The 11247-nt window shown below is 73.5% G+C and carries 10 protein-coding genes; 5 read left to right on the plus strand and 5 right to left on the minus strand.

What is annotated here, in order from left to right:
* Nucleotides 1-55 precede the first annotated feature (55 nt).
* From AB0I41_RS13535 to AB0I41_RS13545, 3 genes are all read left to right on the plus strand, one after another.
* Nucleotides 56-1144: a Rieske 2Fe-2S domain-containing protein gene (locus tag AB0I41_RS13535; RefSeq protein ID WP_357106121.1), complete on the plus strand. Its 1089-nt coding sequence runs from the start codon at nt 56-58 to the stop codon at nt 1142-1144.
* Nucleotides 1141-2769, plus strand: coding sequence for a cytochrome b N-terminal domain-containing protein (locus tag AB0I41_RS13540; protein WP_357106124.1), 1629 nt, complete (start codon nt 1141-1143; stop codon nt 2767-2769). Before AB0I41_RS13535 ends, AB0I41_RS13540 begins: the two co-directional genes overlap by 4 nt.
* Before the next feature lie 181 nt (nt 2770-2950).
* Complete coding sequence (locus tag AB0I41_RS13545; RefSeq protein ID WP_357106126.1) at nt 2951-3682, plus strand: DUF4142 domain-containing protein; 732 nt, start codon at nt 2951-2953, stop codon at nt 3680-3682.
* Between the two features lie 67 nt (nt 3683-3749).
* On the opposite strand, the gene AB0I41_RS13550 is transcribed toward AB0I41_RS13545, so the two are convergent.
* The 5 genes from AB0I41_RS13550 to AB0I41_RS13570 form a co-directional block, all read right to left on the minus strand.
* The gene (locus AB0I41_RS13550) at nt 3750-4037 is read right to left on the minus strand and encodes an Lrp/AsnC ligand binding domain-containing protein (protein ID WP_357106129.1); all 288 of its coding nucleotides are present in this window, start codon (nt 4035-4037) and stop codon (nt 3750-3752) included.
* Nucleotides 4038-4118: 81 nt separating this feature from the next.
* The gene (locus AB0I41_RS13555) at nt 4119-4961 is read right to left on the minus strand and encodes a sugar phosphate nucleotidyltransferase (RefSeq protein WP_357106250.1); all 843 of its coding nucleotides are present in this window, start codon (nt 4959-4961) and stop codon (nt 4119-4121) included.
* A gap of 41 nt (nt 4962-5002) precedes the next feature.
* Nucleotides 5003-5533, minus strand: a complete 531-nt coding sequence (locus AB0I41_RS13560) for an NUDIX domain-containing protein (protein WP_357106131.1) — start codon at nt 5531-5533, stop codon at nt 5003-5005.
* 167 nt (nt 5534-5700) lie between these two features.
* Nucleotides 5701-7488, minus strand: a complete 1788-nt coding sequence (locus AB0I41_RS13565) for an HD domain-containing protein (RefSeq protein ID WP_357106253.1) — start codon at nt 7486-7488, stop codon at nt 5701-5703.
* 129 nt (nt 7489-7617) lie between these two features.
* Nucleotides 7618-9375 (minus strand): DEDD exonuclease domain-containing protein, encoded by a 1758-nt coding sequence (locus AB0I41_RS13570; protein ID WP_357106133.1) that lies wholly within the window; start codon nt 9373-9375, stop codon nt 7618-7620.
* A gap of 127 nt (nt 9376-9502) precedes the next feature.
* Here AB0I41_RS13570 and AB0I41_RS13575 point away from each other — a divergent pair, with 127 nt between their 5' ends.
* On the plus strand, nt 9503-10906 hold the full coding sequence (locus tag AB0I41_RS13575; RefSeq protein ID WP_357106136.1) for an NYN domain-containing protein: 1404 nt from the start codon (nt 9503-9505) through the stop codon (nt 10904-10906).
* Nucleotides 10907-11027: 121 nt separating this feature from the next.
* Complete coding sequence (locus tag AB0I41_RS13580) at nt 11028-11240, plus strand: hypothetical protein (protein ID WP_357106139.1); 213 nt, start codon at nt 11028-11030, stop codon at nt 11238-11240.
* The last annotated feature ends 7 nt before the right edge of the window (nt 11241-11247 follow it).

Raw genomic sequence — 11247 nt, forward strand, 5'->3', positions numbered from 1 at the left:
TTCGTTTCAGTGCCGTGGTGCCGTGCGCCGGCACCGCCCGTAGCGAGGTGACGGCATGAGCACCCACACCGAGCACCAGGCCCCGCAGGGTCGGGAGCCGCTCGACGTCCTGGACCCCCGGCTGTCCCGGTTCGACGTCGTCCAGGAGGGCGCGCGTCGGGACGACATCGAGATCGTCCACTACGAGTCGCAGGTCGTCCCGGGCAGCAAGGCCGAGCGCCGGCTGACCCGTCTTGTCGCCTCGCTCTTCCTGCTCACCGGTCTGGCCGCGACCGCCTTCCTGGTCGTGTACATCTGGTGGCCGTGGAAGTGGGAGGCCGGCCGCGGCGGCGACAAGTGGTACACCCCGCTGCTCGGCCTCACCCTGGGCGTCGCGCTCCTGGCCGTCGGCTTCGGCATCCTCACCTGGGGCAAGAAGCTGCTGCCCAAGGAGGTCTCGATCCAGGACCGGCACGACCAGCCGAGTTCGCCCGAGGATCGCAAGATCACCGGGGAGACCATGCTCTACCTGGCCGACGAGATGGGCGTGCGGCGTCGTCCGCTGCTCGGCGTCTCGCTGGTGGCGGGCCTGCTGCCGGTGGGCGCGGTAGTCGCGGCCCCGCTGATCGGCGGCATGATCATGCAGCCGCACAAGAACAACCAGATGTTCACCACCGGCTTCGCGCCGGCCGAGGGCGGCCGCCGGATCCGGCTGGTCCGCGAGGACGGCCGGCCGCTCCGCCCGGCGGACGTCAGCGCCGGTGGCCAGATGACCGTCTTCCCCGGCATCGAGCACGGCGTGAGCAACAAGCACGCGGACTCGCCGACGCTGCTGATCCACCTGCGGGACTCGGACGCCCAGGCGTCCCGCGACGCCAACGCGCGGGTGGGCCACAACGACTTCATGTGGGGCAACTACGCGGCGTTCTCCAAGATCTGCACGCACGCCGGCTGCCCGGCGAGCCTCTACGAGCAGCAGACCAACCGGCTGCTCTGCCCGTGCCACCAGTCGCAGTTCCTGATCACCGACAACGCCCGGCCCATCTTCGGTCCGGCCAGCCGTCGGTTGCCGCAGCTGCCGATCGAGGTGGACGAGGAGGGCTTCTTCGTGGCGAAGTCCGACTACACCGAAACCATCGGCCCCGACTTCTGGGAGCGGCCATGAAGCGCCGAAAGTTTGACGTAGCAGCGGTGCCGGCCAAGAACGCCGGGGCGGTGGACGACCGCTTCCAGGTGGCCACCCCGCTGCGCAAGCTGCTCAACAAGGTCTTCCCGGACCACTGGTCGTTCCTGCTCGGCGAGATCGCGCTGTTCTCGTTCATCGTGCTGCTGCTGACCGGTGTCTTCCTGACCTTCTTCTTCGATCCGTCGATGACCGAGGTGGTCTACAACGGCAGCTACGCCCCGCTGCGGGGCACCCCGATGTCGGCCGCGTACGCCTCCAGCCTGGACCTGTCGTTCGACGTCCGCGGCGGCCTGATCATGCGGCAGATGCACCACTGGTCGGCGCTGCTGTTCATGGCCGCGATCGTGGTGCACATGCTGCGGGTCTTCTTCACCGGCGCGTTCCGCAAGCCGCGCGAGACGAACTGGATCATCGGCTCGCTGCTGTTCTGGGTCGGCTTCCTCGCCGGCTTCACCGGCTACTCGCTGCCGGACGACGGCCTGTCCGGCACCGGCCTGCGGATCGCCTCCGGCATCATCCTGTCGATCCCGGTGATCGGCTCCTGGGTCAGCTCGTCGATCTTCGGCGGGGAGTTCCCGGGCGAGATCATCATCAGCCGCTTCTACATCGCCCACGTGCTGCTGATCCCGGGTCTGCTGGTGGCGCTGATCAGCGCCCACCTGGGCCTGGTGTTCAAGCAGAAGCACACCCAGTGGCCCGGCCCCGGCCGGACCAACGAGAACGTGGTCGGCGAGCGGATGTTCCCCCGCTACGCGCTCAAGCAGGGCGGCTTCTTCATGGTCGTCTTCGGCGTGATCGCGCTGATGGGTGGCCTCTTCCAGATCAACCCGATCTGGTACTTCGGCCCGTACGAGGCGTGGGTGGTCTCGGCCGCCAGCCAGCCGGACTGGTACGTCATGTTCCTCGACGGCTCGACCCGACTCATGCCGGCCTGGGAGATCCACATCCCGATCGGCGACGGGTACGTCATCCCGCCGCTGTTCTGGCCGACCGTCGTGTTGCCGGGCATCCTGGTCGGCCTGTCGACGATGTACCCGTTCCTCGAGGCCCGACGCCTCAAGGACTACAAGCATCACAACCTGCTCCAGCGGCCCCGGGACGTTCCGGCCCGGACCGCGGTGGGTGCGATGGCGGTGTCGTTCTTCGTGGTGCTGACCCTCTCCGGCAGCAACGACGTGATCGCCGACAAGTTCCAGATCAGCCTGAACGCGATGACCTGGGCGGGCCGGATCGGTCTGCTGGTGGTCCCGCCGCTGGCGTACTACCTGACGTACCGGATCTGCCTCGGTCTCCAGCAGCACGACCGGGAGGTGCTGGCCCACGGCGTGGAGACCGGCATCATCCGGCGCCTGCCGGACGGCCGGTTCGTCGAGGTCCACCAGCCGCTCACCGCGGCCGACGGCCACGACGGGCACGCCGAGCTGGACTACGTCGGCTGGGTGGTGCCGAAGAAGATGAACCGGCTCGGCGCCCTCGGCCCGGCCATCCGGGGCTTCTTCTACCCGATCGAGAAGCCGGCCGAGGCGCCGGTCTCGCCGGGGCACCCGCCGGTCGAGCCCCGTACCGAGCGGGAGGAGATCGGCAGCGGCGAGAGCCGTCGCTGACGACGCACCCGACCGTGGCGCCCGCCGGAGTTCCCGGCGGGCGCCACGTCCGTTTCCGGACCCGGCGTCCGGAGCGCGGCGCCCGCCACGCTCCGGCGACCCGCCCAACGATGGTGGAAACGCAGGAATAACCCCGGTCAGCGGGGTATCCGTGCGGTCCAACGTCAAACGGGGAGGGAACATGTTGGGAATCAAACGCCTCGGCTTGCTGGCCGCACTGGTGCTGGTCGGCCTGGCGCCGGCCGCGGCCGCGCAGGCCGCGGCACAGCCGTCTGCGCAGGACACCCAGTACCTGCAGGCGATGCACCAGACGAACCTGTTCGAGATCCGGGCCGGTGACCTGGCCCAGTCGAAGGGCCAGAACCAGGAAGTCAAGCGGCTCGGCGAGATGTTCAAGACCGACCACACCCAGTTGGACCAGTCGGTCCAGCAGACCGCCTCCCAGCTGGGTGTGCAACTGCCGGGTGAGCCGACCGCCGACCAGCAGCGGGTCCTCGACCACCTGAACGGCCTCAGCGGCGCGGAGTTCGACCGGCAGTGGGTGATCGACCAGCTCGCCGCGCAGCTCCAGGCGATCCAGGCCACCCAGACCGAGATCTCGCAGGGTCAGGAGCAGTCGGTGATCCAGCTGGCGCAGACCGTGCTGCCGGTGCTCCAGGCGCACAACGACGAGCTGGTGGCCCTGGCCCAGCAGCTCGGCATCTCGGTCCCGCAGGCCAGCGCCAGCGGCACGCCCAGCCCGGGCGCCACCACGACGCCGTCTCCGGGCGCCACGACCGAGACCCCGGCTCCGGGCGGCACCACCGAGTCGCCGGCTCCGGGCGGCACCACCGAGTCCCCGGCTCCGGGCGGCACGACCGAGTCGCCGGCCCCGGGTGGCGCCACCGAGACGCCGGCTCCGGGTACCAGCTGACGTCGTCGCACGGCCGACGGTGGCCGGTCCGCCCTCCGGGGCGGGCCGGCCACCGCGCGTACGCCGGTCAGTCGGCGCCGGCCAGCCCGATCGCGAACGCCTCCTCCAGGTCGTGCCGGGAGTACGCGCGGAACGCGATGTGCGACTCGGTGTTGAGCACGCCGGGCACCTTGGAGATGCTGCCGGCGATGACCTGGGCGATCTGCTCGAACTCCCGGACCCGGACCATGGCGATCAGGTCGACGTGCCCGGCCACCGAGTAGACCTCGCTGACGCCGGGCAGGTTGGCCAGGGTCTCGGCCACCTCGGGGATCGAGTCGGTGGCGCAGTCGATCAGGACGATCGCGGTGATCACTGGACGATTCTCCGTTCGTCGACGTCGTGGCTCATGCTAGATGTTCACCGGCCGCCGCAGGACCGGACCGGTGCGGGCCGCTCAGGCCGGCACGGTGCGGCCGTCGCCGGCCCGGACGGCGTCGCGCAGCCGCTCGTCCGCCCCGACGGTGGCGCCGGGCCAGACCACCGCCCGCTCCACGTCGCCGCGGACCACCGCGCCCGCCCCGACCACCGCACGGCGCACCCGGCCGGTCACCGTGGCGGTGGGGTCGACCAGTTCGCCGCCGCCGGCGGCGTGCAGGTTGGCCGCCAGGTAGTCGGCCGGGGTGCCGGTGTCGTAGAAGGTGCCGGGATAGGCCACCACCTCCAGCGCGCCCGCCGCCTCCGCCGGCCGCCACACCGCGCGGACCAGGTCGCCGAAGGTCGGCGGCAGCTCCCGGACCAGCCGCCAGGGCAGCAGCGAGAACCCGGTGAAGCGGTGGCCGTCGAACGTGCCGGGGGCGGCCGGGTGCGCGACCGGCTGGCCGAGCAGGCGTACGCTCCGCCCGTCCCAGCCGTCGAGCAGCGCGGCGACGTCCGGCCCGGGGGCGGCCGCCGGATCGGCGAGGTACGCGTCGGCGTTGCCGACGAGCACGCCGCGCCCGGCGATCCAGTCCCGCAGGTTGCCCACGCCCCCGGCGGTGCCGAGCGGGTCGCCCGGTTCGACGGAGAGGTGGGCCCGTCCGCCGACGTGGGCGACCACCTGGTCGGCGAGGTGGCAGGCGTTGACCGCGATCCGTTCCGGGCCGGTCAGGCCCAGCCCGGCCAGCCGGGCCAGCGCGCGGTCCAGCAGCGGCACGTTGCCGACCGGGCAGAGCGCCTTGGGCACCCGCTCGGTGAGCGGTCGCAGCCGGGTCCCCTCGCCGGCGGCGAGCACCACCGCGCAGATCCCGGCCGGCGGCACCGGCCCCGGGTCGCCGGTCGGCCACGGGTCCGGGGTCGCGGTCACGCCGGCCGGCCGGTGGGCGGGACCTCCCCGGCCATCGGGCCGATGCCGTAGTGGCCGAGCAGGTGGGCGGTGGCCCGGCTGAGCCGGGGCAGGTCGTCCAGCGGGTGCCAGGCGGCCTCGAAGACCTCCGCGCCGTCCACCGTGAGCGCGGTGGTCGACGCCGGCACCTCCGTCTCGAAGACCATGTCCACCCAGCCCTTGGCGTGCACGAGGGCGTTCGGCACGGCCGGGCGGAGCCGGTCGGGGGAGAGCCGGATGCCCGACTCCTCGTACAGCTCGCGGGCCGCCCCGACGACCGGGGCCTCGGCGCGCTCGAGCAGGCCGGCGGGGAGGGTCCAGCTGTGTCCGGGCGGCTGGCGCAGCAGCAGGAGCCGGCCGGTCCCCTCGCTGTCCCGGACCAGGGTGACCGCGCCGACGACGTACTTCGGCACGGCGAGCCGGACCAGGCGGCGGCGCATCCCGACCGGAAGCCGGTAGAAGACCTTGTAGGCGACGGCCCGGCCGGTGGCGCGCGAGCGGGGGATCATGACTCCAGGCTAGGCCCTCCGCCGCCCACCCGCCCCCCGGGCCCACCACTCGCCCCGGCCCCGCGCGCTCTTCCGGGACGGAGTGGCCGTTCGCGCCGGCACACCCACGCCGGCATGGCGCGCGGGCGCGGTGCGTCGCGATGGCGGGTCGCGGCGGGGTGGCGGCCCTACTGGCGGTGGTCGACCAGGTCGATGAGCTGCTGGACGACGGCGTCCGGCTCGACCGCGCGGTCGAAGACCGCCACCAGGAGGGTCTCCAGGTCGGGGTAGCCGAGCTCCTCGGAGAGCCGCAGCAGCGGCAGGTCGCTGGCCAGCCCCCGGTTGTGCTTGCGCAGCGCCAGCCCGATGGTCGCCCGGCCGAGGCGCACCTTGTCGGCGATCGAGATGCCCGGCTCGGTGTGCTCGGCGAACCAACGGTTGATCTGCATCTGCGCGTGCGGCGACTTGACGAAGCCGAGCCACTCGCGGCGGGGCCCGCGCGGCGCGGCGTCCGCCTCGAAGCCGCTCTCCGCGTCGCTCTCGGTGAAGATCTCCACGACGTCGCCCTCGTCCAGTTCGGACGAGAGCGGGGCCAGCCGGCCGTTGATCCGCACGGCCAGGCAGTGGTCGCCCCGCTCGGTGCCCAGCTCGTACGCCAGGTCGACCGGGGTGGCCCCGGCCGGGAGCACGACCTGCCGGCCGTCGGCGACCACCTGGATCTGGGTTTCGGCCAGGTCGCAGCGCAGCGACTGGAGGAACTGGGCCGGGTCGGGGGCCTCCTGCTCCCAGTCGAGCACCCGCCGCAGCCAGGCCAGCTGCTCGGCCCGGGCGGCATCGCCGGAGGAGCGCGGGAAGCGGAAGTCGGCGGCGACGCCGTACTCGGCGGAACGGTGCATCTCGCCGGTGCGGATCAGCACCTCCACGGTGCGGTCCTGTGGGCCGCAGACGCTGGTGTGCAGCGACCGGTAGAGGTTGTTCTTCGGGGAGGCGATGAAGTCCTTGAAGCGGCCGGGGACGGGCCGCCAGCGGCCGTGCACCGCGCCGAGCGCCGCGTAGCAGTCGGTGGCCGGACCGTCCACCACGATCACGATCCGGGGCAGGTCGAACGGGGCGGTGTGGCCCCCGGCGACGGTGTCCTTCCAGATCGAGTAGAGGTGCCGGGGTCGGGGGATCACCTCGGCGTCGACCCGGCTGCGGCGCAGCGCCGTCCTGGTCTGGGTGACCACGGCGTCCAGGTAGGCGTCCCACCCGGGCCGGTCGTGCACGTGCCGGGCGATCCGGGCGTGCTCCTCGGGACGCAGGTGCAGCAGCACCACGTCGTCCAGCTCGCGTTTGAGGGTCTGGATGCCCAGCCGGTCGCAGAGCGGGACGAGCACCTCCTGGGTCTTGCGGGCGATCCTTTCCCGGGACGCCGCCGAGCGGACGCCGAGGGTGCGCATGTTGTGCAGCCGGTCGGCCAGCTTGATGATCAGCACCCGGACGTCCTTGCCCGCCGCGATGATCATCTTGCGGATCGTCTCCGCCTCGGCGGCCTTGCCGTAGAACGCCTTGTCGAACTTGGTCACCCCGTCGACCAGGTGGGCCACCGCGTGGCCGAAGTCCTCGCTGAGCGCCTGGAGCGTGTAGCGGGTGTCCTCGACCGTGTCGTGCAGCAGCGCCGCCACCAGGGTGGTGGTGTCCATGCCGAGGTCGGCGCAGATCTGGGCGACCGCGAGCGGATGGGTGATGTACGGCTCGCCGCTCTTGCGGAACTGGCCGCGGTGCATGTTCTCCGCGATCGTGTACGCCCGGCGCAGCACCGACGGCTCCGCGCCGGCGTGGATGCCCCGGTGGGTGCGGACCAGCTGGTTGACCGGGTCGGCGTCGTTGGTCGGCCAGGTGAGCAACGACCGCAGCCGGCGGGCCAGCGGCAGCTCCCCCGCCTGGGTCGGAAGCGCGCCCCCCAGGGCGGCGCCGTGTCCGGCGTCGACGTCCACGAGGGACACCTCCTCACCCCGGCTCCGCGATCACCCGTGCCCGGCAACCGGAAGCAGGCCCACGAAACGGGCAGGACTGCACTCCCTTAACAGCCTAAGTCAGTCACGGTCATCCGATCGGTCACTTGCTCATGAGCGTTCGGTCGAGAGTTGGTGCGATCCGCCGTTCTCGGCCTTCGCCAGCAGGTCCCGGAAGCGGGCCGCGCCGGCCACCGGCGACGACCACTCGGAGGACATCTCCACCAGCCGGGTCTCCGGCCGTTCCAACCAGGACAGGATGCGTTCGGTCTCCTCGGCGGAGGCGCGGGGCACCGGCCCGTGGCCGGGCTCCACCGTCTCGGCGGTGGCCCGGATCGCGGTGATGGTCGGTCGAGGGTGGACCCCGGCCGGGGAGACCCCGGCCCCGGCGAGCCGGCCGTGCCGGACCAGCGCCAGCTCCCAGCCGCCGCCGGGGGCCCGCCGGGCGGCGGTCAGCTCGGCGATCCGGGTCAGCCCGGCCAGCCGCTGCATGCGTACGGTCGCCCGGAGCACCGCCGCCAGCCGGGACCGCGCCACCGCCGCATCCTCGTAGCGCCGGCTCGCCGACAGCGCCTCGATCCGGGCGAGCAGGGCGTCGACCACCACCTGCGGGTCGCTCGCCGTCGCCGTACGGAACGGGGCGGCGGCCCGGTGGTCGTACTCCTCGGGGGTGATCCGGTGCTCGCAGGGCGCCGGGCAGCGACCCAGCTCGGCCAGCGCGCAGGCCGGCGTGACCGTGCGCAGCGAGAGCCGGTGGGTGCACTGGCGCAGCGGGACGGCGTCGTGGAAGCCGGCGGCGGCCAGCTCGGCCGCCTGCTTGGAGCGGAACGGCCCCAGGTAGGCGGTGTCGCCGGGGGCGAGGCTGCGCACCACCGACAGCCGCGGGTACGGCCCGTCGGTCAGCTTGAGCCAGACCATCCGCTCGGGGAACTTGGAGCGGCGGTTGTACGGCGGGGCGTGCGCGGCGATCAGCCGCAGCTCGCGGACCTCCGCCTCGAGAGGATGGGCGCACTCGACCGCCTCCACCCGCTCGGCGGCGGCGAGCATCTCGGAGATCCGGGCCCGCTTCTCCGCCGCGGTGAAGTAGCTGCGCACCCGGGTGGCGATGTCGCCGGAGGTGCCCACGTAGAGCGGCCGGTCGTCGGCGGCCCGGAAGATGTAGACCCCCGGCGCCTTGGGCAGGCCCTCCGCGAGGTGCCGCTTGCGGCGCTGGTTGGGGGTGACCGCGCGGGCGAACTCGATGGCCTCGCCGACGGTGTCCACCCGGTGCCCACCGAGCCGGGCGATCAGCCCGTGCAGCACGTCGACGGTGGCCTTGGCGTCCTCCAGCGCCCGGTGGGTGGGCTGGGTGGCGGTGCGGAAGTAGGCGGCCAGGGTGCCGAGCTTGCGGTTGGGCACCTCGTCGCGGGTCAGCACCCGGCGGGCCAGGGCGGCGGTGTCCAGCACTTGGGGGTTGGGCCAGCGGTAGCCGTGCCTGGCGCAGGCCGCCTTGAGGAAGCCCACGTCGTAGGGGGCGTTGTGGGCCACCAGCACGGCGTCGGAGATGAACTCCAGGAAGCTCGGCAGCACCTGCTCGATCGGCGGCGCCGGGATCAGCATGGCCTGGGTGATGCCGGTCAGCACGGTGATGAACGGCGGGATCGGCACCCCGGGGTTGACCAGGGTGGCGAGCACCCCCAGCTCCTCGCCGCCGCGCACCTTGACCGCGCCGATCTCGGTGATGCCGCCGCCGTCCGGGGCGCCGCCGGTCGTCTCCAGGTCGACCACCACGAAGGTCGTCGCGTAGAGCGGCAGCGCCGGGTCCACCCCGCCGCCCGCTGTCGGATCCAGACCGGCCAGCGTCTGCTGGACGTACTCCCCAGGTGCCACGCGCGGCAGGCTAGCGGGCCCGTCCGACACTCCGGTCGCAACGGCCCCAGCCGTCACCGCCGGTCTAGGATGAGAGATCGGCTCACTCATCCGGCGGTGGGCCCGGTCGCGGTGGGAGACTTGCCCCATGCCCCTCACCGAGCCGTACGACGACCACCTCCCCGAGGAGGGGTCGTCCGCCGCCGCGCCCGAGGCCGGCGCGGAACCGGGTGCGGGGGCGCCCGAGCCGGAGCCCATCCTCCCCGAGCCGGTCCGCCAGCGCATCGTCGCGCTCACCGCGGCGGTGCTGCCCGGGCTGCCCGCCGACGAGGTGCCGGTGCCGCTGCGCCGGGTGGCCAAGTTCGCCCCGAACCGCCGCGCCCGGCTGGGCGCGCCGGTGATCGCCGCCCAGCTCACCGCCGACCCGCTGTTCCGTCAGCGGGTCACGGCGCGGGTGCTCGCCGACGCCGGTGACCTGGGCGCCGCCGTGGTCGAGGGCACCGCACCGGCCGCCGCCGACCCGGTCGAGGTGGCCGCGCTGGCGTACCTGGCCCGGCCCCGGGGCTGGCGGGAGCTGATCGAGGCCAGCGGCGCCGCGGTGCGCGCCGAGGCGGACAGCGCGGTCGTGGCCGAGCTGGTCCGGGAGGCCGAGCAGCGGGCCTCCCGCGCCGAGCACGACCGGGCGGTGGCCCGGGTCGAGGCGGACAAGCTCCGCGACGAGCTGGCCCGGGTCCGCGAGGAGTTGGGGCAGCTGCGGGAGGAGAGCCGCCAGCTCCAGCGGACGCTGCGGGAGACGCAGGCGCGCGAGCGCCGGGCCAACGAGCTGCTCGCCACCGAGCGGGGCCGGGCCGCCCGGGCGGCGGCCGACAGCGACGCCGAGCTGCGCCGGGCACGGGCCCGGCTGGCCGAGGCCGAGGCGGTGGCCGGGGTGGCCCGGGCCAGCGCGAAGGAGGCCCGCTCGGTCGACGACGCCCGGCTCTGGCTGCTGCTGGAGACCATCGGGCAGGCGGCCGTCGGGCTGCGCCGGGAGCTGGCGCTGGACCCGGTGGAGAAGCTGCCGGCCGACTTCGTGGCCGACGCGTTCGCCGACTCCTCGGCCACCACGCCCGCGGGCACCGCCGCCCGGGCCCGGGACACCGACGACCCGGCCCGGCTGGACCAGCTGCTCGCCCTGCCCCGGGCGCACCTGGTGGTGGACGGCTACAACGTCACCAAGCGCGGCTTCGGCGAGATGTCCCTCGAACAGCAGCGCAAACGGCTGATCACCGGGCTGGGCGGGATCGCCGCGCAGACCGGCGACGAGGTCACCGTGGTCTTCGACGGCGCGGAACGGATGCACGGGCTGCCGCCGACCCCGCGCGGCGTACGGGTCCTCTTCTCCCGCAAGGGGGAGACCGCCGACGAGCTGATCCGCCGCCTGGTCCGGGCCGAACCGGCTGGCCGGCCGGTGGTGGTGGTCTCCTCCGACCGCGAGGTCGCCGACGGGGTGCGCCGACATGGCGCGTACCCGCTCGGCGCGGACTCGCTGCTGCGCCGGCTGGCCCGTTCCTGACTCTTGATCACTGTTGTCCGGTTCTGTCGGACCCGGTGACTAGTGTCCGACCTGACCGACGGTGCTCGGATGGTGACGAAAGGGTTCCACCCGCCGCGCCGCACTCCGTCAGGGAGGCACGATGCTCATCGACTGCGACAGGTGCGGGATCCGGGGCGCCGGCTGCTCCGGCTGCCTGGTGACCGCCCTGCTCGACGCCGACTCGCCGGCCGCCGGCCTCGGGCCCGCCGAGCACCGGGCGGTCGAGGTGTTCGCCCGGGCCGGCTTCGAGGTGGCGGTGCTGGCCCACGAGACCGGGCCGGCCCGCCCGGCCCGCCGGCATCGGGTGGCCTGACCGGGGC

The organism is Micromonospora sp. NPDC050200 (assembly GCF_040656135.1).
Taxonomy (GTDB): domain Bacteria; phylum Actinomycetota; class Actinomycetes; order Mycobacteriales; family Micromonosporaceae; genus Micromonospora.

What these genes read in the sequence shown, in the direction of transcription:
- AB0I41_RS13580 (WP_357106139.1), top strand. Translation starts at nt 11,028, where the DNA reads ATGCTCATCGACTGCGACAGGTGCGGGATCCGGGGCGCCGGCTGCTCC.
- AB0I41_RS13545 (WP_357106126.1), top strand. Translation starts at nt 2,951, where the DNA reads ATGTTGGGAATCAAACGCCTCGGCTTGCTGGCCGCACTGGTGCTGGTC.
- AB0I41_RS13560 (WP_357106131.1), bottom strand. Translation starts at nt 5,533, where the DNA reads ATGATCCCCCGCTCGCGCGCCACCGGCCGGGCCGTCGCCTACAAGGTC.
- AB0I41_RS13575 (WP_357106136.1), top strand. Translation starts at nt 9,503, where the DNA reads ATGCCCCTCACCGAGCCGTACGACGACCACCTCCCCGAGGAGGGGTCG.
- AB0I41_RS13540 (WP_357106124.1), top strand. Translation starts at nt 1,141, where the DNA reads ATGAAGCGCCGAAAGTTTGACGTAGCAGCGGTGCCGGCCAAGAACGCC.
- AB0I41_RS13535 (WP_357106121.1), top strand. Translation starts at nt 56, where the DNA reads ATGAGCACCCACACCGAGCACCAGGCCCCGCAGGGTCGGGAGCCGCTC.